The sequence below is a fragment of the Thioclava marina genome, from assembly GCF_002020135.1.
In the GTDB taxonomy this organism is placed as follows: Bacteria; Pseudomonadota; Alphaproteobacteria; order Rhodobacterales; family Rhodobacteraceae; genus Thioclava; species Thioclava marina.
Map to the genome: position 1 here is coordinate 149,796 of NZ_MPZS01000001.1, position 19,853 is coordinate 169,648.

The window sequence follows — 19,853 nt, forward strand, 5'->3', positions numbered from 1 at the left end:
CTTGACCTCGGCGCACATGAGAGGCACGAAGCAAGCCAGAAGCACAGATGAGGCACCGATGATCCGCGGTATCTATGACTGGACGATGGCCCGCGCGAGCCATCCCAAGGCGATGTGGTTTCTCGCCGCCGTCGCCTTCATCGAGGCCTCGGTCTTCCCGATCCCTCCCGATGTGCTGATGATCCCGATGATCCTCGCGCGGCCCTGGGCGGCCTGGCGCATCGCGCTGGTGGCGACTCTCGGCTCGGTCGCGGGCGGCTGCCTGGGCTATCTGATCGGCTATGGGTTCATGGATGCGATCGGCCAGCCGGTGCTCGAATTCTACGGCAAGGCGGGTGCCTTCGACGACCTCGCCGCGCGGTTCAACGAAATGGGCGGCTGGGCGGTGCTGATCGCTGGTGTGACCCCCTTCCCCTACAAGGTGATCACGATCTTCTCGGGCGCGACCCATCTCAATCCGGCACTCTTTCTCGGAGTGTCCGTCATCGCACGGGCCCTGCGCTTTTTCGTCGTGGCCGCGCTCTTGTGGAAGTTCGGCGCGCCGATCAAGGTCTTCATCGAGCGTTGGCTCGGCCTGCTCTTCACCCTCTTTGTCGTTCTGCTGATCGGCGGCTTCTACCTGTTGAAATATCTCTGAGGATCCTGATGCAAACCCGGCTCGATTTTCGCATGCTCACCGGCCTCGCCGCCGCTGGCTCCGCCTTTATCCTTGCCGGGGCGCTGATGTTCCAGGCAATCGGCTATGCGCCCTGTCACCTTTGCCTGCTGCAACGCTGGCCGCATCTGGCCGCCGCTCTGATCGGCCTTGCGATCCTGGCTTTCCGACTGCCCGGCTGGACCGCGCTTCTCGGGATGGTCGCGGCGCTGACCACGTCGGGGATCGGCTTTTATCATTCCGGAGTGGAGCGCAAGATTTTCGCAGGCCCCGTCGACTGCACCTCGGGTGCGGTGAACACGACGATCTCGGCCGCAGACCTGATGAAACAGATCAACGGCGCGCCCCTCGTGCGCTGCGACGAGATCCCGTGGGACATCTTCGGCATCACCATGGCCAATCTCAACGCCGTGGGCTCGCTGGTCCTTGCGGGGATCTGGCTCTGGGCTTTCCTCAAGTCGCGCCGCAGCGCGGCTTGATACGCTAGAGGCAGGGGCGCTGCCCCCTCTGGCCTGCGGACATTCACCCCAGGGATATTTTCGCCAAGTCGAAGAGGAATTCGCCCCTTTATGCTTCGGGTCGAATACCCCGGGCGGGAGCGCGACAGCGCAACGCCCTCATTCTGGCCGTTTAGGATCGCGTGAAATCAGAAAACCAGGACGCGCACAGAGCGGGAGGCCGGACGCGCCCTGACATCGGCGCACTCATCACCTCTCCGAGGCGTCGCAATCGAGCGCGCGGCAGAGCCACTCCGTGACCTCTCTAGTGCTGGATGTGCCACCGAGGTCGCGCGGGCGGCTTGTGGGATCGGCGGTCACGACCTCGATCGCGCGCATCAGCCTTGCCTCCGCATCGCTCTCGCCCAGGTGCGCCAGCATCATCGCTGCGCTCCAGAAGGTTCCGATGGGATTGGCCACGCCCTTGCCCGTAATGTCGAAGGCAGAGCCATGGATCGGCTCGAACATCGAAGGGGCGACACGTTCGGGGTTGAGATTGGCCGTCGGTGCGATGCCGATGGAACCCGCAAGCGCAGCCGCCAGATCCGAAAGAATGTCGGCATGAAGGTTCGTGGCGACGATCGTGTCGAGCGAACGCGGATCGAGCGTCATTCGCACGGTCATTGCGTCGACCAGCATCCGGTCCCAGGTCACGTCGGGGAACTCGGTCGCGATCTCGGCTGCAATCTCGTCCCACAGCACGAGCCCGTAGCGTTGTGCGTTGGATTTCGTCACCACGGTGAGCCGCTTGCGGGGACGGGCCCGAGCTTGGGAAAACGCCACGCGCATGATGCGCTCGACGCCAGCGCGCGTGAAGATGGCGGTCTCGGTAGCGACTTCATGAGGTTGGCCACGATGGCTGCGCCCGCCCTGCCCCGCATATTCGCCCTCAGAGTTTTCACGCACGATCAGCCAGTCCAGATCCTCCGGGCCGACTTTGGAAAGCGGGCTCGACAGGCCCGGCAGGATGCGGGTGGGCCGCAGGTTTGCATATTGGTCGAGCCCCTGGCAGATCGCGAGGCGCAGCCCCCAGAGCGTCAGGTGGTCGGGAACGTCCGGAGCCCCGACCGCGCCAAAAAGGATCGCATCATAGGCCCGCAAGGTATCGACCCCGTCTGCGGGCATCAGAGCCCCCTCTCGTTGGTAGCGTTTCGAGCCCCAATCGAAGCGATCGACCTCGAGGCGGAACGCGTTGGTCTGGCGGCTCAGGTGATCAAGTGCCGTCAGCGCGGCTTCGACCACCTCCGGTCCGATCCCGTCGCCGGGAATGGCGGCAATACGATGCACCCGGATCGTCATGTTCTCGTCACTCCTTAAGCCAGGCCTTGAACGCGGCGTCGTAGTCCGGATGCCAGCGCGACAGTGGCGGGCGGTTCTCGGTGATGTCTCCGGCAGCCCAGAGGATGCGCTTCACATCGGTTGCGCGATCGACATCGTTATCGGGACATAGAATGTAAAAATCGCCGCGATCGATTGAAGCGAAGAGGAACTCCACGACCTGCTCTGGTGTCCACGCGCCGGCAGGTTTTTCGGTGCGCCCGCCTGCGGTGAGCGGCGTGTAGACAAATCCCGGTATGAACAGCCGTGCCTCGACCTGACAGCCCTCGCGATTGCGCAAATCGTGCTGCAACGCTTCGGTGAAGGCCTTCACGCCGGCCTTTGACACGTTATAGGCCGGATCTCCCGGGGGTGTGGTTATCCCCTGCTTGGAACCGGTGTTGACGATCAGGCCCGGGGCACCCGACGCGATCATGCGCGGCGCGAAGATCTGGCTCCCGCGGATGATCCCTCCCATATTCACTTCCAAGATACGGTCCCAGTTACACTCGGCGTCAAAGATCGAACTGCCGGGCTGCGTCCCCGCGTTGTTCATCAGGAGATTGACCGGACCGAAGCGCGCCTCGACCGCATCAGCGAGCGCGGAGAGCTGCTCCCCATCTGACACATCGGTCGCCAGCGTCATCACGTCAGCGTTCGCCGCGCCCGCCACGATCAGGGCGTCGGCGGCCGCTTCGAGGGCGGCCCCGGGCAGATCGGCGATGCAGACGCGCATTCCCAGCCCCGCGAGGTGACGAGCGGCTGCGAGACCGATACCCGAGGCCCCTCCGGTGACGACGGCGACATTGCCTTTGACGACAGCGGGATGCATGCGGTTTCTCCTATCCGTTCGAAATTCGGGAGCGGCGCGTGTCAGCCTCAAGCGGTTGCGCCAATGAAGACCTCGAAATCAGTGTCGATGATTGTCGGCTCTGACGGACGCTCGGGCGAGGCTAGCACTTCCTCGATCGCCTTCTTGCCAATGAGAAAACGATTTGAGCGGACGGTCGAGAGCGGCTGCGGCAGCTCCTTGCCGATATCGAGACCGTTGAAGCCGAAGACCGCGAACTCGTCAGGCAGACGGATCCCCTCGGCAAGACAATGGAAGACGCCGCCCACCGCCATGTCGTCATTGGAATAGACGGCGACGTCGATTTGGGGCGCCGAAGCCCGCAGACGCGCGGTCTGGATCCGCCCTTCTGCGACAGAGCTTGCGCCATCGGCCATCGCATGCGCCTCGATCGACAAGCCCGCTTCCGAAAGCGCCTCGCACAGCCCGTCATAGCGCAGCCGGGCCCGGCGGTCTGCATCCCAGTCATGGCCTACATAACCGAAATGGCGATAGCCCCGCTCAATCAGGTGGCGGCCAATCGCGTGACCCGCGCGCCGGTGTGACGTGCCCACCGCGATGTCGATCGGCGTGCTGTCGATATCCATCATCTCGACGACGCGGATGCCGCTCTGCTCGAGCATCTTGCGCGTGGCGTCGGTATGATCAAACCCCGCCAGCAAAATCGCAGCGGGCTTCCATGAGAGGATACCGCGCACCACGGCTTCTTCGCGGTCGATATTGTACTCTGTAGTCGAGATCACGGGCTGCAGGTCGCTCCCTTCGAGCCCGGCGTGAACGCCTTGCAACACCTCCGGGAAGACGATGTTCGAAAGAGAGGGAATAACAACGCCCACCAGAAACGAGTCGAGCGAGGCGAGCGAGCCGGCGATACGGTTCGGAACGTAGCCCATGGCACGGACTGTCTCCATCACCTTCTCGCGTGTCGCCTCGGCGACGAGCCCCTTGTTGCGCATGATGCGCGATACGGTCGACTCGCTGACATTGGCACGGCGCGCGACCTCGCGCACCGTGATCTTGCTCTTGCGGTCGGGCAATCGCTGCTTAGTCCCCATGACGTTTTCCTCCAATTCCTTTCGGGCAAGGCCGAGTCAATGACCCAGAAATGCACCTTGCGGCAGCGTTTTCATAGGCCATCCGTGCATTGCGGGCGAAAACGTCACATGGACCGTTGCGATCATACCTCCACGTATTTGCGCCACGGATGCGCTTCCTTGAAGCCCAGAACCTCGCGCGCCTTGCGGTTCGAGATCGGCGCCTCGTCCGGGCCCATCTCGCGGGTGATCGGAGTGTTCGGGCAGTATTTGTTCAAGAACTCGGTAGTCGGCATGTCGGCGGTGATCGTATCGTTGACCGCGTTGAACACCTGATAGCCCAGCCCGTCCTTCTCGATGCACAGATGCACGATCTCACCCAGATCGCGCGCGTCGATATAACTCCAGGCGTTGCGTTTGCGGCTCATCGGATTTTCGAGGAAGCCCTTGAACATGCCGTACTCATGCGGCTCGATCACGTTGCCGATGCGCAGCGCATAGATATCGGCGCCATAGCGAGCGGCGAAGGCGCGGGCAGTCTTTTCGTTGCAGACCTTGGACAGGCCGTAGCTATCCATCGGATCGCTATCGTAGTCCTCCTCGAGCGGGAAGGAATGAAAATCCTTGTCGCCCTCGGCGAAACACACGCCGTAGGTCGTCTCGGACGACGCGATGATCACCTTGCGAACGCCGAGCTTCATCGCCGCCTCGATCACGTTGTAGGTACTCATGACATTAGCCTGATAGGTCACGTTGTCGGGCTCGATCAGCACGCGCGGGATCGCCGCGAAATGCACGATCGCATCGGGGGCCTTGGGCGGGGCTCCTTTCTCGAACCCATCGAAGTCGTGATGGGTGGTCAACGCGTTGAACACGGCGCCACTGTCGGTCACGTCGGTGATCAGCGTGTTGACGCCGGGCAGATCGAGCGGCTTGAGGTCGACATTGAGCACATCATAGCCCTTGCTCAGCAGATGCGGCACCGCATGGCGCCCAGCCTTGCCGGTTCCGCCTGTGAATACTACGCGCTTGGTCATTTGAGTCTCCGTTTCGTTCATTCGCTTGTTCATTCGACGGGATGGCCTCAGCCGGTCGCCGCCAGCATCACGCTTTCCTGCGTGGCGTTCTCTCGGGTCAGCTCACCGCTGATCCGTCCTTCCTTCAGGACGATCACGCGGTCGCTGATCGCCAGGATCTCCGGCAGGTCCGAAGAGACGACAATGATAGACATCCCCTCCTCGGCCATCGAGCCCAGCAAAGAGTGGACTTCGGCTTTGGCACCGATATCGATCCCCCGTGTCGGCTCGTCGACGATCAGGATCCGGGGGCGCCGCGCAGCCCATTTCGCCAAGACGACCTTTTGCTGGTTGCCCCCCGACAGGTTGAGCACCTTCTGCTCGGGCGACGGTGTTTTGATTCCGAGCGCGCGAATGTAATCCGCGCAGGCCGCCGTTTCCTTGCGACGGTTCACGAAGTCGAGGCTGCAATAGTCGCTGAGATGCGTCAGGGAGAAGTTTTCGCGCACAGACATGCCTAGGACAAGGCCGCGCGATTGCCGATCCTCGGTCACGAAGCCGAGGCCATGCTCGATTGCGTCCGAGGGCGAGGAAATGCGCGCCGGCTTTCCGTTGATCGAGATCTCGCCGGTATGGGGGCGGCTGCCAAAAATCATTTCCATCACTTCCGTTCGCCCTGCGCCCACCAGGCCGAAGAAGCCGAGCACTTCGCCACGATGCAGGTCGAAATCGACATCGCGCACGAAAACGCCCTCGTCCTTAACACGCTTCTCGGTGAGATTGCGCACCGACATCAGAACCTCGGCGGTCGCGTGTGACGTGTGATGGCCGAATAGCTGGTCGAGTTCGCGATCCACCATCAGTCGCACCAACAGATCGCTCGTCATCTCGGACACGGGACGCGTGTCCACGGTCCGTCCGTCACGCAGCACGGTGACGCGATCGGCAATCTCGAAAATCTCTTCGAGCTTGTGGGATATGAAAACGATGCCGACGCCCTGCGAAGCGAGCTTGCGCGACATGCGCAAGAGCGTCGAAGCCTCATGATGGCTGAGCGAAGCAGTCGGCTCATCCATGATGATCAGTTTGGACTTGTAAGAGATCGCTCGGGCGATCTCGATCAGCTGTCTTTGACCGACCGAAAGGGTGCCGACCATCGCCTCGGGGTCGATATCCACACCAAGCTCGGACAGAACGGCCCGAGTATCCGCATTCATCTTCGCGCGGTCGATCAGGCCGGTCGGCCTCAGCGGCTCGCGTGCGAGAAAAACGTTCTCGGAAACCGTGAGATTATTCACCACCGCGAGTTCCTGGTAGATGATCGAGATGCCGAGCGAACGCGCGTGGACCGGGTTCTTGATGACCACGGGCTCGCCCTCGATGCGGATCTCGCCACCCGGATCAGCGCGCAAGACACCGGTCATGATTTTCATCAGGGTGCTCTTGCCAGCGCCATTCTCACCCGCCAGGACATGCACTTCGCCGGAATTCAGATGAAGGTCAACGTGGTCCAGCGCCTTTACCCCGGGAAAGGTCTTGGAAATGCTGATCATTTCGAGAAACGGTTTCATCGCGACCTCAGGAATGATGACTGTCGGGCGGGACCAAGTACGGCCCCGCCCAGGTCTTCTCGCAAGTTACTTGGTGTAGCTGTCGAGGTTGTCGGCAGTCACCACGGTCACACCGGTGTCGATGTTCTGCGGATCGGTCTCCTCACCCTTGATCTGGGCCACGAGATGCTCGACCGCCAGCTTGCCCATCGTGACCGGACGCTGCACCATGATACCGTCGATGAAGCCTTCCTTCACGCCCTTGATCGTATCGGGCAAGTCGTCGAAAGCGAACACCTTGATCGTTCCTTTCTTGTCCGCGAACTCCTGCTGCGCCAGCACCTTGGCGACCGCCGGCCCTCCAACCTGGCTGATGCCGAAGATACCGGCGAGGTTCGGGTTGGCACGCAAAAGCGCCTCGGTCACCGAAACCGCACGCGCCAGGTCGTCCTCTGTGCCTTCGGTCGCAACGAGCTTGATATCGGGATATTCGGCAAGCGCTTCCTTCACGCCGTCGATCCGCTCGTTGAGGTTCGACGCGCCGAGTTGCCCCGTGACGATTGCCACCTCGCCCTTGCCGCCGAGCGCTTCCGCCATGGATTTGCCCATGGTCACACCGGCCTGCTTGTTGATCGTCCCGATATACATGCTGCGCGAGCTGTTGGCGCTGTCACTGTCGAAGGTGACGACCTTGATACCCGCATCGGTCGCCTGCTTGATGATGCCTTCGACCGATTTCGGCTCGTTGACCGAGATCCCGATCCCGTCGACGTGGCGCGCCATCAAGTCCTCGATGATCTTGACCTGCGTCGAGCCTTGCGTGTTCGCGGGCACCACCCACTGATATTTCACACCCAGTTCCTTCGCCGCCTCGGCCCCGCCGGTGTTGCAGTCGTCAAAGAACGGAACGGCCACTTTCGGTACGAGGGCCACGGTGATGTCCTGAGCGAAGGACGCCGTCATCCCCATACCCGTCGTCAGGGCCAGAACCGCAGCGGCGGCTTTCATTGCAATACGCATCTTCTCTCCTCCTCCGGACCCAACCAACCGCGGTGAGCCCCTGTTGTTGATGCAGTTTCGGTTTCACGCCCCGCAAAGGGGCCCTCTTCGTCCGGATCTCGCGCCGCTCTCTCCTCCAAAGAGACGCGGTCCGGCTTCTTGATCTTGTCTCTCGGATGGGCGGTTCAGCCGCGCCCGCCCATTCGGTTGCGCAGCACATCCAGGCTGACCGCAATCAGGATCACGCCGCCGGTAATGGCTTGCTGGGCATAAGTGTTGATGTTGAGCAGCACGACGCCGTTGGCGATCTCGCCAATCAGGGCCGCGCCGATGACCGCGCCGAGTACCGAACCGATGCCACCAGCGAGGCTCGCCCCTCCGATTGCCGCAGCGGCGATAACCTCAAGCTCCGACCCAAAACCAGACGCGGGTTCCGCCGAAAGATAGCGTGAGAAGGCAATGACGCCTGCCAAAGCCGAAATCGTCGAGGACAGGACGTAGACCGCGAGTTTGACGCGCTGCACCTTGACCCCGCTCAGACGCGCGGCGCTCTCATTGCCGCCCGTGGCGTAGACGTGCCGTCCAAAGCGGGTCCGGGTCATGATGATCGTGAAGATGACGGTGAGAACCAACAATATCACTACAGGAACCGGCACCGGCCCGACATAGCCCTGCCCCAGGACACTGAAGCTCTCGGGCGTCTGCGGGGTCAGCGGCACACCATGGGTGATCATGTACATAAGCCCGCGACCGATGCTCAGCGTGCCAAGCGTCGCGATGAAGGGCGGTAGGCCGATTGCCGTGATCAGCAGCCCGTTGGTCAACCCGAAGGCAAGCCCGACACCAAGACCGGCTGCCACCGCCGCATATTGCGAATAGCCCGCATCGAAGCATAACGCCGTAATCAGGCCGGCCAAACCCATCGCGGACCCCACCGACAGGTCGATGCCGCCGGTAATGATGACCATCACCATGCCGATGCTCATGATGGCTGTCAGAGAGAATGCCCTCGAGACGCCCATCAGGTTCGAAACGGTCAGGAAATAGGGCGTGAACAGGCTGATCAGCAGCCCCATCAGGATCAAAGCGATCAGTACGTTGAATTCACGCATGTGACGCAATTGAAGCAATTGATGCAGGACTCGCATGGATTTCCTTTCCGATGGCGTGACCGAATTTTCCGACAGTGCCAAAACGCCCCTCCCTTCTCCGCTCCCCGGTCGCTCGACGCGCTCATCCCGAATCCGATTGCTGCGGTTTGAGCTGGCGGTTCGAACGGGGATTCCCTCGAATTGCTAGCGCTGCCATTCCTCCTGTGACAGCGCTGTCATACTGAGAGGCGGACAGATCACTTGTCAATCAGCAATTCACAAAACTTCTGTTTCGCTTCGCGTTGAGAGAGCGCTCAGCACCCCGACAGAACGACGTTCGAACTCGCGCCAAAGCGCTTCAAACAAGGCCTTGGGGACATTCCCACTTGTCATCACACCATGTCCATGATGATACTTTGCCATATGACAGCGCTGTCATGCCACGAGAAGCGAAACGCTGCGACCGGGAGAAATGGAACCTGCAGATGCACGAACAAAGATACGAATCACCGCAATCGCTGGCAATGATCCATACTGTCGTCGGGCTGATACCCGAGCTCGAAAGCCTGGCGCGGGACCACCTGCCCGACTGGCGCGTCTTCAACATGCTCGACGAGAGCCTTTTACGCGTGACGATCCGGGACGGGTCGGTAAGCGCCATGACGACGCGACGCCTCACGGGCATGATCTGGTCGGCGGTCGATGCCGGCGCGGAAGCGGTTCTCGTGACCTGCTCGAGCCTTGGACGCGCGGTGGAGCGAATCGCTCCGCTTTGTCCCGTCCCGCTGATCCGAATCGACGAAGGGATGGCCCGCGAGGCGGTTGCACGCGGCGACCGCATCGGCGTGCTGGCGACTTTGCAAACAACTCTGACGCCTACCGTGGAACTCATCGAGCGCGTCAGCAGGGAGGCCGGGGCAGACCGCAACATCTCGAGCCAAGTCGTCGGGGGCGCCTTCGAGACATTGCAGTCCGGCGACCGGGAGGGACACGACGCGCGCGTCGCCGAAGGCATAGCGAAACTCGCGCGCGAGAATGACGTGGTGGTTTTGGCACAAGCCTCGATGGCTCGCGCGCTCTCCCGGCTTGAGCCTAGAGCGGACGATCCACCGGTTCTGACCAGCCCGGCTTTGGGCGTCGCGCATGTCGCAAGGCTTTTGTCGCGCTGATCGCGCATGACGAAACAACCCAACAGGAGGAGATATCCATGAAATACAGAACGCTCGGACGATCGGGGCTCAAGGTCTCGGTGTTGACGATGGGCACGTTCACTTTCGGTGGCGCAGGCGCTTTCAAGGCCGTGGGCGCCCAAGGTGTGAAGGAAGCACGCAAGCTGGTCGACACCTGCATCGACGCCGGCATCAATCTGTACGACACCGCGAACATGTACTCGACAGGCCTTTCTGAAGAGATCCTTGGCGAAGTGCTCGACGGTCGGCGCGATGACGTTCTGATTTCATCCAAGGCGCGGATGCGCATCGCCGACGGCCCCAATGACGAAGGCTTCTCGCGCTATCACCTGATCCGCGAATGCGAACGCTCGCTCAAGCGGCTGCGAACCGACCGGATCGATATTTACCATATGCATGAATGGGACGGCGTGACCCCCATGGAGGAAATGGTCTCGGCGCTCGACGCGCTCGTGCAGCAGGGAAAAGTTCGCTATATCGCCTGCTCGAACTTCTCAGGCTGGCATATCATGAAGGCGCTCGGGGTCAGTGACCGGAGCTTGCGCGAGCGGTTCGTGGCCCAGCAGATCCATTACACACTTGAAGCGCGCGAGGCGGAATACGAATTGCTTCCGATCTCGGTCGACCAGGGGCTGGGAGTGCTGGTCTGGAGCCCGCTCGCCGCAGGTTTGCTCTCGGGCAAGCATCGCCGCGGGAAGGGTACCCCGGAAGGCTCGCGGCAATTCGCCGGCTGGACGGAACCGCCGATCCGCGACGAGGAGAAACTTTGGAACATCGTCGACGCGCTGGTCGAGATCGGCGACGCGCATGGCGTTTCGGCCGCGCAGGTCGCTCTGGCGTGGCTGCTGACACGTCCTGCGGTCAGCTCGCTCGTCGTTGGCGGGCGCAACCAGCAGCAGTTCATCGACAATTTCCGCGCGGTGGATCTGGAACTGAGCGAGGACGAACTGAAGAGATTGCACGAGGTCAGCAAGCTGCCTGTGATCTACCCTTACTGGCACCAGCAGCAATTCGCCTCGGATCGTTTCAGCCCGGGCGACTGGGCGCTCCATCGCGACTACATGGAAAACTGACAGAGCGCGCCTTCGTCTCAGGCGAAGGCGCGCAACCAGCCCAAACCATCCTCGGTCCGGCCCGCCGGACGATATTCGCACCCCACGAAACCATCATACCCCAGCGCATCCAACTCGCGCAGGACGCGCATATCGTCGAGCTCGCCAGTTCCAGGCTCATGGCGATCCGGCACGGCGGCAATCTGGACATGCCCGATGAGCGAAGCCAACTCCCGCAATCCCATCAGCACGTCGCCGTGCAGGATCTGGCGATGATAGATGTCGAACTGCAGCTTGAGATTGGCCAAACCCAATTCCGCGATCAGATCGGCGGCAGCCCCGAAGTCGTCAAGGAAATAGCCCGGCATGTCGCGCGTGTTGATCGGCTCGATGAGCACGTCGAGCCCCCGTGCTCCAGCCGCATCGCAAACCCGCCGCAGCGCATCGCGATAGGCGTCCAGCGCAGCCGCGTCTTGGCGCGAGGCAAGCCCGCTCATGACATGCACCCGCCCTACCCCTGTCGCCTTGGCATAGCGCAGCGCGGTATCAATCGATGCCCGGAACTCCTCTGCCCGCGCGGGCAACGCGGCCAACCCGCGATCGCCCGCCGCCCAATCGCCGGGAGGGAGATTGAAGAGCGCCTGTGTCAGACCATGATCGTGTAGCTTCTCCGCTATCGCCTCGGGCGGGTAGTCATAGGGGAAAAGATACTCGACGGCGTCGAAACCGGCGTGCTTGGCCGCAGCGAAGCGGTCGAGAAAGTCGAACTCGCCGAACATCATCGTAAGGTTGGCGGCAAATCTCGGCATCGCTCAGCCCTCGCTTGCAGGGCTGGCTGCCTTGGGCAGGTCGAGGCCCGCGATATTCGCGAGCATCCGCGCCACCGAGGCGTCGTCGTCGCGGCCCATCCCCGCGGCCGCCGTCATCACGAACAGCTGCAGCGCCATGCCGGCAATCGGGGTCGGGAACTTCATGCTCCGCCCGATATCCGTCACGATCCCGAGGTCCTTCGTGAAGATATCCACCGCACTGCGCGGGCTGTAGTCGCCCTCGAGCACATGCGGAACGCGGTTTTCGAACATCCAGGAATTGCCAGCCGAGGCGGTGATCACCTCGTAGACCTTCTCGAGGTCCAGATCCATCGCCTTGGCAAAGGTGATCGCCTCGCAGGCCGCAGCGATATGCACCCCGGCCAAAAGCTGGTTGACCACCTTGAAGGCTGCGCCCGTGCCCGCCTCTTCGCCCAGTTCGTAGACCGTCGCGGCAATACTATTCAGCGCCGGACGAATGCGCGCGAAGACCGAGGACGGCCCCGATCCCATGATCGTCAACTCGCCGCTAGCCGCACGCAGCGCACCTCCACTGATCGGTGTGTCGAGATACTCCACCCCCAGCTCGGCGCAGCGCGCAGCAAAGGCACGCGCCAGATCGGGGGACATGGTGGCACAGGACATTACCACTCCCCCCTCGGACATGGCGGCGACCGCACCGGTCGCCCCGAAAAGCACCTCCTCGGTCTGACCGGAATTGACGACCACAGCGATCACCAGTTCCGCATCGCGAGCCCCCGCCGCAGGATCAGCTGCAACCGCGCCACCAAGTGCCTCGAAGCGCTCCATCGCGTCCGAATTCACATCGACGCCCGTCACCGCGAACCCGTCGCGCAGCAAGCTTTCTGCCATGCCGAAGCCCATCGATCCCAGACCGATGACACAGACCTTCGTCTCTTGGGGTGAATTCATGCGGAATACCTCTCGATCGCCGATTTCCAGTGCCAACCTGCCCCTTTCCAGCGTCCATCTTGCGCTTGGTTTGCTGGAATGATAGCGTTGTCATTACATCGTTAGCCCGAGCCGCGATAGCATTGCAAGGGCTATGTGAAATCGCCGCCCCGAGCTTTCGGGGCGACCGGCGATCTGTGAGCCGAGGGAGGAATTTCCATGCTGATCGGGGCGATCGCCGATGATATTACCGGCGCGACTGACCTGTGCCTGATGCTGTCACGCAGCGGCCTCAAGACACGGCAGGTCATTGGCCTTCCCGGGCCGCAATTGGACCTCTCGGGCGCCGAGGCGGTGGTGATCGCGCTCAAGTCCCGTACGATCCCGGCGGCAGAGGCAGTCGAGATGTCGTTGCAAGCCGCGCAAGCCCTGCGCGAGGCCGGAGCGCGACGTTTGATGTTCAAATATTGCTCGACATTCGATTCCACCGACGCGGGCAATATCGGGCCGGTTACCGAGGCGTTGATGGCGTTCACGGGCGCTCCCCTGACCATCGCCTGCCCCGCCTTCCCGGCCACCGGGCGCACTGTGTACAAAGGCCACCTCTTCGTTGGGGACCGGCTACTGTCGGAAAGCCCCCTCAAGGACCATCCCCTCACCCCGATGCATGACCCCGATCTGGTGCGGGTATTGGGTCGACAGACGACGCTGCCGGTCGGCTCGATCGACATCACGACGATCCGGCAGGGAGAAGCCGCGCTGCGCGAGGCACTCGACGCGGCGCGCGCCGCGGGCAAACGTATCGTCATTACCGATACGATCGACGAATCGGACCTGATGACGCTCGGCGCGGCTTGCGCAGAGATGCCGCTCATCACGGGCGGCTCAGGGATCGGCCTTGGTCTCGCGGCGGCACTACGCGACAACAGCGATCTTCATGCCGCTCCGGCTCGGATGGAGGCTCCCGAAGGCCGCAGTGCGATCCTCGCAGGCTCCTGCTCGTTGGCGACGCGTGGCCAGATCGCGGCCGCGCAAGCTGCGGGTTTGCCGAGCCTCGCGCTCGATGTCGATGCACTGACCGAGAGGCGCCAGAGTGCAGAAGCGATCGCCGACTGGGCAATCGCACAACCCGCCGACAGCACGCCCCTGATTTATTCGAGCGCCGATCCTGCTCAGCTCACCCAGATCCAGTCGCGTCTGGGACGTGATGCCTCCGGTGCTCTGGTCGAAGACACGCTCGCAGCGATCGCCGAACGCCTGCGCGACGCAGGTTTCACACGGATTCTGATCGCGGGAGGCGAGACGTCGGGCGCGGTGACGGCAGCACTCGGGGTGCGGTTGCTCGACATCGGACCGGAGATCGACCCTGGCGTGCCGTGGACGATGAGCCTGTCCGGTCCGCGCCTTGCGCTCGCGCTCAAATCGGGGAATTTCGGTGCCGAGGATTTCTTCCTCAAAGCATGGGATCTGCTGGAGCCGGAGGCCGAGCATGTCTGACGAAACGCGCCTGCGCGACCAGATTTGCGCTATCGGGCGCTCGCTCTTCGATCGTGGACTGACTGCGGGTTCCTCGGGAAACATCTCGGCGCGGCTGCCCGATGGCGGATGGTTGATGACACCCACCAACGCGTCGCTCGGCGCGCTCGACCCGGCCCGGATCTCACTCTTCGACGAGGACGGAAATTTTGTCTCGGGCGACAAGCCGACCAAGGAATCCTTTCTCCATTTCGCGATGTATGACCAGCGCCGCGAGGCAGGCGCCGTGATCCACCTGCACTCGACCCATTCGACTGCGGTCTCGATCCTGCGCGACATCGACCCCGAGGACGTGCTCCCGCCGCTGACCGCCTATCACGTCATGCGCGTAGGAAAGCTGCCGCTCGTACCCTATTACGCGCCGGGCGACCCGGAGCTGGCCGAGGCAGTCCGCTCACTCGCTAGCGCACATCACTCGGTCCTGCTGGCCAATCACGGCCCCGTCGTGGCGGGCACGAGCCTGTCGAACGCGCAATACGCCGCCGAAGAGCTGGAAGAGACCTCCAAGCTTTTCCTCGCATTGCAAGGCCATGCGATCCGCCCCCTCACACCCGCACAGGTCGCGGACCTGCGCGAGCGGTTCAATCTCTGATCCAAATTTGACGATCTATCGACCCTAGCGGAGTATCCAATGACTAAGACCCAGGAAACCATCGGCTTCATCGGCACCGGCCTGATGGGCCACGGCATGGCCAAGAACATCGTCGAGAAAGGCTATCCGCTGACCGTGATTGCCCATCGCAACCGAAAGCCGATCGACGACCTGGTTTCGCGCGGTGCGACCGAGGCGACCTCCTATGAAGACCTCGCATCCCGGTCCTCGATCATCTTCCTGTGCCTTACAGGCGCCCCTGAAGCCGCCGAGGCGGTTGCGAAGCTGACCCCGGGCCTGAAGGCTGGCAGCGTGATCGTGGATTGCTCGACCGGCGAGCCGACCATGACGGTGAAACTCGCTCAGGACATGGACGCGATCGGTGTCGCCTATGCGGACGCGCCGCTCAGCCGCACTCCGAAAGAGGCCTGGGAAGGTACGCTCGATTGCATGGTCGGCGCGGACGAAGAGCTGTTCGCCCGCATCGAACCGGTGATCGACACCTGGGCGGGCAAGATCGTGCGAGTGGGCGGCCTTGGCGACGGCCACCGGATGAAACTGCTCAACAACTTCGTCTCGCTCGGCTACGCCGCGCTTTATTCCGAAGCCCTCGCCCTCTCGCGCAAGGTCGGCATCCCGGTCGAGCAGTTCGACAAGGTGATCCGAGGCGGCCGGATGGATTGCGGCTTCTATCAGACCTTCATGGGCTACGCGCTCGAGGGCAACCGCGAGGCGCACAAGTTCACGCTCGCCAATGCCTACAAGGACCTGCGTTACGTCGAAACGATGGCGAATGCCGCCACCGTCGCCACGCCGCTCGCCAGCACGGCCAAGAACGTTTTTGCGATGGCGATGGCAACGGGGGGCGATGGCCCTGAAGATTACGTCCCTCATCTTGCCGATTTCGTTGCGCGCGCGAACGGGCTCGACTGAACCCCGCCCCTTCCCGACACGAAGACAGCCCGGCCAGTTACGGCCGGGCTGCATCGTTTTGGTCAAATCTCAGCGAGAACGACCCGCCCCGAGAAAGGCGCCGAGAGGTGCGAACCAAGGTATGGCTCCCGGAGAGCTGGGGCTAAGATGGGCCCCGATCCCCGCGCAAACCTCGAAGAGGCGGCCTTGACGTCCACAGCGTGACTGGGTTGCGCGCGGCGACCTAAGTTAAGTCCCGGCCCCCGCCCCGCCCTCGATCAGAGCGCCGTCCAGCCGCCATCGACCGAGATGGTCGTGCCGGTGATCTGCCCGGCCGCGTCAGAGCAGAGGAATACCGCGGTGCCGCCGATCTGCTCGGTGGTCGCGAACTCCTTCGAAGGCTGGCGCGCGAGGATGACCTTCTCGATCACCTCTTCCTCGGTCATGTTGTATTCCTTCGCCGTATCGGGGATCTGCGCCTCGACGAGCGGGGTCTTCACATAGCCCGGGCAGATCGCGTTGGCGGTGATGTTTTCCTTCGCGGTCTCGAGCGCGGTCACCTTGGTCAGCCCCACCACGCCATGCTTGGCCGAGACATAGGCCGATTTATAGGGCGAGGCGGTCAGCCCGTGCGCCGAGGCGATATTGACGACGCGGCCCCAGCCCGCCTTGCGCATCATCGGCAGCGCGACGGCGGTCGTGTGGAAGGCCGAGGTCAGCATGATCGCGATGATCGCGTCCCATTTCTCGACCGGGAAGTCCTCGATCGGCGAGACATGCTGGATGCCCGCATTGTTGACGAGGATGTCGCATTTGCCTGCCTGCTCGATCAGCGCGCGCGCCTCGGCGCCTTTCGACAGGTCCGCCTTGATATAACGCGCGGTGACACCGAACTCCTTGCCGAGATCTGCGGCGAGCTGGTGATCTTCCTCGCGGTCGGTGAAGGAGTTGAGCACCACATCCGCGCCCGCACGGGCCAGCTCGCGTGCGACGCCGAGGCCGATCCCCGAATTCGAGCCGGTGATGACGGCGGTTTTTCCCTTGAGCGACATGTCCTCTCCTTCCTGGTGACTGGATACTGAGTCTCGATCTGGCGCGATCATGGCGCGCGGCCAGCATAAAGACCATGCTGCACGTGCAAATGCGCGTGAGCCCGCGCCGAGGCGGATTGAAACTGCGATGGAGAAAAGAAAAAAGACGCCCGCACAAGGCGGGCGTCAAGTCATGAGGCAGGTTTCATACAGGCAAGAAACCTATCGAGCAGTGCCCCCTTTATAAGCAATCGCGCGCCGCTCTCCAAGGGAAAAGTTTGCGCAGTTTCAAACCTCTCGCTAGCTTGGCGTCACAAAATACGGGCAGACGGGGAATTGTTAACATGCAGGGATCGGTGTTTTTCCACGCTATCACGGCGCTGGCACTGGGGCTCGCCCCAGTATTTACAGGCCCTGCCCGGGCCGAGCCGCAACCCGCGATCGCAATGTATGGCAAACCGGCCCTGCCCTCGGGATTCACCCACCTTCCCTATGCCGATCCCGACGCACCGAAAGGGGGCGAGATCCGATTCGGTGTCTCGGGGATGTTCGATTCTCTCAATCCCTGGATCCTGAATGGCCGCCCGGCGCAGGGAATCAGTTCCTATGTCACCGAATCGCTGATGGGCCGGTCGATGGACGAGCCCTTCACGCTCTACGGTCTGCTCGCGGAATCGGTCGAGACGGATGATGCGCGCAACTGGGTCGAGTTCACCTTGCGCCCGGATGCGAAATTCTCCGATGGCAATCCCGTCACCGTCGAGGATGTGATCTGGAGTTACGAGACGCTCGGCACACAAGGCCACCCGCGCTACCAGAACGCCTGGTCGAAGGTGGACAAGATCGAGCAGACCGGACCGCGCAAGCTGCGCATCACCTTCAAGGAGGCGGATCGAGAGCTCGCGCTGATCATGGGGATGCGTCCGGTGCTCGAAAAAGCGCAGTGGGAAGGCCGTGATTTCTCCTCGACCACCGATATAGTTCCGATCGGCTCGGGTCCCTACACGGTGGGGCGCGTCGATCCGGGCAAGTTCATCGAACTCAAGCGCAATCCCGATTACTGGGGTAACGATCTGGGCTTCAACAAGGGCCGGAACAATTTCGACGTGATCCGCTATGACTATTTCGGCGATGGCGGGGTCGTCTTCGAGGCCTTCAAGGGCAGCGAGACCGACAGCTATACCGAGACGAACGCAGCCGACTGGGGCCGGAACTACAATTTCCCGGCCGTCACCTCGGGAGAGGTCGTCAAATCCGAGATCGCGAACGGACGGCCCTCGGGCATCAAGGGGCTGGTGATGAACACCCGCAACCCGCTCTTCGCGGATTGGCGGGTGCGTCAGGCGATGATCGACGCGTTCAATTTCGAGTTCATCAACACGACGATCAATGGCGGGGCCGAGCCGCGCATCGCCTCCTATTTCTCGAATTCGGAACTCGGGATGAAACCCGGCCCGGCCGAGGGCAAGGTGAAGGCGCTTCTCGAGCCCTTCGCCGATCAGCTCCCGCCCGGCACGATCGAGGGCTACGCGCTGCCGCAATCCGATGGCGGCGTGCGCAATCGCAAGAACATGCGCGCGGCGACGAAATTGCTCGAAGAGGCAGGCTGGCACGTCGATGGCGACGGCATTCTGAAGAAGAACGGCCGGCCCTTCAGTTTCGAGATCGTGCTGCAACAGGGCGCGGCCGAGACCCAGAGCGTCGTCGATATCTATGTCGAGGCGCTCAAGAAGCTCGGGATCTTCCCGAAAGTCACGGTGATCGACGATGCGCAATATTCGCAGCGCACCAACGCCTATGATTTCGACATGGCCTGGTATTGGCGCGCGCTCTCGCTGAGCCCCGGCAACGAACAGATGCTCTACTGGGGGTCGAAAGGCGTGACCGAGCCCGGGTCGCGAAACTGGATGGGGATGAACTCTCCCGCCGCCGAGGCGATGATCCGGGCGATGCTGAATGCGCGCAGTCACGAGGATTTCGTGGCCGCGACCCGTGCGCTCGACCGCATCCTCACGGCGGGGCGCTACGTGATCCCGATCTGGTATGCACCGGTTGACCGCATCGCGCATATCAAGCAACTTCATTTCCCGGAGAAGACCCCGCTCTACGGGGCTTGGCCCGGGTTTCAACCCGATGTTTGGTGGTATGACGAGGCAGGACAATGAAGAAACTGATCCTTTTCGCCGCGCTGGCCGCGGCATTGGCTGGGTGCAACACGGTCGCGGGCGTGGGCGACGACGTCTCTTCGGGCGCGCGCACGGTCCAGAGCTGGTTCTGATAACCGTCCGGTGAGCCGGACGCGATGGAACCAAGCAACCGATAATTTCCTTTTGCCTTGCAAACCTGCCCGCGCGATCCTTTCTCAGGAAAGGAAGGCGCGTCAGCCGCGCTCTGCGCTCAGGATGGAGAACACACATGAAATGGCATCATATCGAGGAAAACTGGGCGGCCTTCTACGAGGCGATCGTCGACAAATGGCCCGAGGCCGACGAGGCCGAACTGGACGAGATCGACGGTGACCAGCGCGCCTTCGTGAAATATATCGCAGAGCTCACCGAGCAGGAACTGGCCGACGCACGCGAAGAGATCCTCGATTGGATGCGCGGCGAGCTGCCTTCCGACGTGGTGATGGATCCGGGCCATGACGGGCATTCGATCTCGCTTTCCGCGAAATACGTGGGCGAAGGCGAGGACGAATATGACGACGACGCACGCTTCGGAGATGACGAGAAGGAGTGAGCGGCGTCCCGGCGGAGAGGTCGAGGGGGCGCTGCCCCCGCATGCGTTCCGCATGCCCCCCGGGATATTTT

Annotated in this window: 20 protein-coding genes; 10 read left to right on the forward strand and 10 right to left on the reverse strand. The window is 62.4% G+C overall.

The features are described from left to right. Positions 1–58 precede the first annotated feature (58 nt). Positions 59–637: a YqaA family protein gene (locus tag BMG00_RS00735; protein ID WP_078527531.1), complete on the forward strand. Its 579-nt coding sequence runs from the start codon at positions 59–61 to the stop codon at positions 635–637. An 8-nt stretch (positions 638–645) separates the two neighbouring features. Beyond that, positions 646–1,134 (forward strand): disulfide bond formation protein B, encoded by a 489-nt coding sequence (locus tag BMG00_RS00740; protein ID WP_078527533.1) that lies wholly within the window; start codon positions 646–648, stop codon positions 1,132–1,134. A 228-nt stretch (positions 1,135–1,362) separates the two neighbouring features. Here BMG00_RS00740 and BMG00_RS00745 read toward each other — a convergent pair whose 3' ends face one another. From BMG00_RS00745 to BMG00_RS00775, 7 genes are all read right to left on the reverse strand, one after another. Beyond that, entirely contained in the window at positions 1,363–2,451 is a 1,089-nt protein-coding gene (locus BMG00_RS00745; RefSeq protein ID WP_211274108.1) for a tartrate dehydrogenase, read from the reverse strand. Between the two features lie 7 nt (positions 2,452–2,458). Continuing rightward, positions 2,459–3,301, reverse strand: coding sequence for an SDR family NAD(P)-dependent oxidoreductase (locus BMG00_RS00750; RefSeq protein WP_078573085.1), 843 nt, complete (start codon positions 3,299–3,301; stop codon positions 2,459–2,461). A 47-nt stretch (positions 3,302–3,348) separates the two neighbouring features. Further along, positions 3,349–4,374, reverse strand: a complete 1,026-nt coding sequence (locus tag BMG00_RS00755) for a LacI family DNA-binding transcriptional regulator (RefSeq protein ID WP_078573086.1) — start codon at positions 4,372–4,374, stop codon at positions 3,349–3,351. 122 nt (positions 4,375–4,496) lie between these two features. Then, a complete protein-coding gene (locus BMG00_RS00760) occupies positions 4,497–5,390 on the reverse strand; it encodes an NAD-dependent epimerase/dehydratase family protein (RefSeq protein ID WP_078574214.1) in 894 nt (297 codons plus the stop codon). A gap of 47 nt (positions 5,391–5,437) precedes the next feature. Then, positions 5,438–6,940 carry a sugar ABC transporter ATP-binding protein gene (locus BMG00_RS00765; RefSeq protein ID WP_078573087.1) on the reverse strand — a complete coding sequence of 501 codons (1,503 nt, stop codon included), beginning with the start codon at positions 6,938–6,940 and terminating at the stop codon, positions 5,438–5,440. 66 nt (positions 6,941–7,006) lie between these two features. Then, positions 7,007–7,939 carry a sugar-binding protein gene (locus BMG00_RS00770; RefSeq protein WP_078573088.1) on the reverse strand — a complete coding sequence of 311 codons (933 nt, stop codon included), beginning with the start codon at positions 7,937–7,939 and terminating at the stop codon, positions 7,007–7,009. Between the two features lie 164 nt (positions 7,940–8,103). Further along, the gene (locus tag BMG00_RS00775) at positions 8,104–9,111 is read right to left on the reverse strand and encodes an ABC transporter permease (protein WP_211274109.1); all 1,008 of its coding nucleotides are present in this window, start codon (positions 9,109–9,111) and stop codon (positions 8,104–8,106) included. Positions 9,112–9,425: 314 nt separating this feature from the next. On the opposite strand from BMG00_RS00775, the gene BMG00_RS00780 reads away from it, so the two are divergent. Continuing rightward, positions 9,426–10,178, forward strand: coding sequence for an aspartate/glutamate racemase family protein (locus BMG00_RS00780; protein WP_245794920.1), 753 nt, complete (start codon positions 9,426–9,428; stop codon positions 10,176–10,178). 38 nt (positions 10,179–10,216) lie between these two features. Beyond that, positions 10,217–11,272: an aldo/keto reductase gene (locus tag BMG00_RS00785; protein ID WP_078573091.1), complete on the forward strand. Its 1,056-nt coding sequence runs from the start codon at positions 10,217–10,219 to the stop codon at positions 11,270–11,272. A 17-nt stretch (positions 11,273–11,289) separates the two neighbouring features. Here the strand turns inward: BMG00_RS00785 and otnI are convergent, their stop codons facing one another. Both otnI and ltnD read right to left on the reverse strand, forming a co-directional pair. Then, positions 11,290–12,060 (reverse strand): 2-oxo-tetronate isomerase, encoded by a 771-nt coding sequence (otnI, locus tag BMG00_RS00790; protein ID WP_078573092.1) that lies wholly within the window; start codon positions 12,058–12,060, stop codon positions 11,290–11,292. A 3-nt stretch (positions 12,061–12,063) separates the two neighbouring features. Further along, entirely contained in the window at positions 12,064–12,993 is a 930-nt protein-coding gene (gene ltnD / locus BMG00_RS00795) for an L-threonate dehydrogenase (RefSeq protein ID WP_078574215.1), read from the reverse strand. Positions 12,994–13,191: 198 nt separating this feature from the next. Here ltnD and otnK point away from each other — a divergent pair, with 198 nt between their 5' ends. From otnK to BMG00_RS00810, 3 genes are read left to right on the forward strand one after another with little or no spacing between them, the layout of a single operon-like run. Then, positions 13,192–14,469 carry a 3-oxo-tetronate kinase gene (gene otnK, locus BMG00_RS00800; RefSeq protein ID WP_078573093.1) on the forward strand — a complete coding sequence of 426 codons (1,278 nt, stop codon included), beginning with the start codon at positions 13,192–13,194 and terminating at the stop codon, positions 14,467–14,469. Further along, positions 14,462–15,100, forward strand: coding sequence for a 3-oxo-tetronate 4-phosphate decarboxylase (otnC, locus tag BMG00_RS00805; protein WP_078573094.1), 639 nt, complete (start codon positions 14,462–14,464; stop codon positions 15,098–15,100). Before otnK ends, otnC begins: the two co-directional genes overlap by 8 nt. A 39-nt stretch (positions 15,101–15,139) precedes the next feature. Beyond that, positions 15,140–16,033, forward strand: a complete 894-nt coding sequence (locus BMG00_RS00810) for an NAD(P)-dependent oxidoreductase (RefSeq protein WP_078573095.1) — start codon at positions 15,140–15,142, stop codon at positions 16,031–16,033. Between the two features lie 257 nt (positions 16,034–16,290). On the opposite strand, the gene BMG00_RS00815 is transcribed toward BMG00_RS00810, so the two are convergent. Further along, entirely contained in the window at positions 16,291–17,064 is a 774-nt protein-coding gene (locus BMG00_RS00815; protein WP_078573096.1) for a 3-hydroxybutyrate dehydrogenase, read from the reverse strand. A 323-nt stretch (positions 17,065–17,387) separates the two neighbouring features. Between BMG00_RS00815 and BMG00_RS00820 the strand changes: the two genes are divergently transcribed. The 3 genes from BMG00_RS00820 to BMG00_RS00825 all read left to right on the forward strand — a co-directional run bounded on the left by BMG00_RS00820 (position 17,388) and on the right by BMG00_RS00825 (position 19,782). Beyond that, entirely contained in the window at positions 17,388–19,208 is a 1,821-nt protein-coding gene (locus BMG00_RS00820) for an extracellular solute-binding protein (RefSeq protein ID WP_078573097.1), read from the forward strand. Next, the gene (locus tag BMG00_RS17370; protein WP_093469850.1) at positions 19,205–19,321 is read left to right on the forward strand and encodes a lipoprotein; all 117 of its coding nucleotides are present in this window, start codon (positions 19,205–19,207) and stop codon (positions 19,319–19,321) included. Before BMG00_RS00820 ends, BMG00_RS17370 begins: the two co-directional genes overlap by 4 nt. Before the next feature lie 137 nt (positions 19,322–19,458). Next, positions 19,459–19,782: a hypothetical protein gene (locus BMG00_RS00825; protein ID WP_078527539.1), complete on the forward strand. Its 324-nt coding sequence runs from the start codon at positions 19,459–19,461 to the stop codon at positions 19,780–19,782. The last annotated feature ends 71 nt before the right edge of the window (positions 19,783–19,853 follow it).

Excerpts from the sequence above, each read along its gene's own strand:
- BMG00_RS00735 (WP_078527531.1), top strand. The coding sequence starts at position 59 with ATGATCCGCGGTATCTATGACTGGACGATGGCCCGCGCGAGCCATCCC.
- BMG00_RS00740 (WP_078527533.1), top strand. The coding sequence starts at position 646 with ATGCAAACCCGGCTCGATTTTCGCATGCTCACCGGCCTCGCCGCCGCT.
- BMG00_RS00745 (WP_211274108.1), bottom strand. The coding sequence starts at position 2,451 with ATGACGATCCGGGTGCATCGTATTGCCGCCATTCCCGGCGACGGGATC.
- BMG00_RS00750 (WP_078573085.1), bottom strand. The coding sequence starts at position 3,301 with ATGCATCCCGCTGTCGTCAAAGGCAATGTCGCCGTCGTCACCGGAGGG.
- BMG00_RS00755 (WP_078573086.1), bottom strand. The coding sequence starts at position 4,374 with ATGGGGACTAAGCAGCGATTGCCCGACCGCAAGAGCAAGATCACGGTG.
- BMG00_RS00760 (WP_078574214.1), bottom strand. The coding sequence starts at position 5,390 with ATGACCAAGCGCGTAGTATTCACAGGCGGAACCGGCAAGGCTGGGCGC.
- BMG00_RS00765 (WP_078573087.1), bottom strand. The coding sequence starts at position 6,940 with ATGAAACCGTTTCTCGAAATGATCAGCATTTCCAAGACCTTTCCCGGG.
- BMG00_RS00770 (WP_078573088.1), bottom strand. The coding sequence starts at position 7,939 with ATGCGTATTGCAATGAAAGCCGCCGCTGCGGTTCTGGCCCTGACGACG.
- BMG00_RS00785 (WP_078573091.1), top strand. The coding sequence starts at position 10,217 with ATGAAATACAGAACGCTCGGACGATCGGGGCTCAAGGTCTCGGTGTTG.
- otnI (WP_078573092.1), bottom strand. The coding sequence starts at position 12,060 with ATGCCGAGATTTGCCGCCAACCTTACGATGATGTTCGGCGAGTTCGAC.
- ltnD (WP_078574215.1), bottom strand. The coding sequence starts at position 12,993 with ATGAATTCACCCCAAGAGACGAAGGTCTGTGTCATCGGTCTGGGATCG.
- otnK (WP_078573093.1), top strand. The coding sequence starts at position 13,192 with ATGCTGATCGGGGCGATCGCCGATGATATTACCGGCGCGACTGACCTG.
- otnC (WP_078573094.1), top strand. The coding sequence starts at position 14,462 with ATGTCTGACGAAACGCGCCTGCGCGACCAGATTTGCGCTATCGGGCGC.
- BMG00_RS00810 (WP_078573095.1), top strand. The coding sequence starts at position 15,140 with ATGACTAAGACCCAGGAAACCATCGGCTTCATCGGCACCGGCCTGATG.
- BMG00_RS00815 (WP_078573096.1), bottom strand. The coding sequence starts at position 17,064 with ATGTCGCTCAAGGGAAAAACCGCCGTCATCACCGGCTCGAATTCGGGG.
- BMG00_RS00820 (WP_078573097.1), top strand. The coding sequence starts at position 17,388 with ATGCAGGGATCGGTGTTTTTCCACGCTATCACGGCGCTGGCACTGGGG.
- BMG00_RS17370 (WP_093469850.1), top strand. The coding sequence starts at position 19,205 with ATGAAGAAACTGATCCTTTTCGCCGCGCTGGCCGCGGCATTGGCTGGG.
- BMG00_RS00825 (WP_078527539.1), top strand. The coding sequence starts at position 19,459 with ATGAAATGGCATCATATCGAGGAAAACTGGGCGGCCTTCTACGAGGCG.